The 323-nt window shown below is 53.6% G+C and carries 1 rRNA gene; it reads left to right on the top strand.

The annotated features are described in order from the left end of the window. Positions 1-323, top strand: a 16S ribosomal RNA gene (locus ACTHTA_RS11445); the annotation flags it as partial.

The raw sequence follows: 323 nt of genomic DNA on the forward strand, positions 1-323 counted from the left end.
CACTTTTGTTCGGGAAGAAAACGCGCCGACTAATACTTGGTGTGGATGACGGTACCGAAAGAATAAGCACCGGCTAACTTCGTGCCAGCAGCCGCGGTAATACGAAGGTCCCGAGCGTTGTTCGGAATCACTGGGCGTAAAGGGAGCGTAGGCGGCGTGGTAAGTCAGATGTGAAATCCCGGGGCTCAACCCCGGAACTGCATCCGATACTGCCATGCTAGAGGATTGGAGAGGTAGCTGGAATTCTTGGTGTAGCAGTGAAATGCGTGGAGATCAAGAGGAACACTCGTGGCGAAAGCGAGCTACTGGACAATATCTGACGC

It is taken from the genome of Neisseria sp. P0013.S005, from assembly GCF_051958425.1.
GTDB lineage: Bacteria > Pseudomonadota > Gammaproteobacteria > Burkholderiales > Neisseriaceae > Neisseria > Neisseria subflava.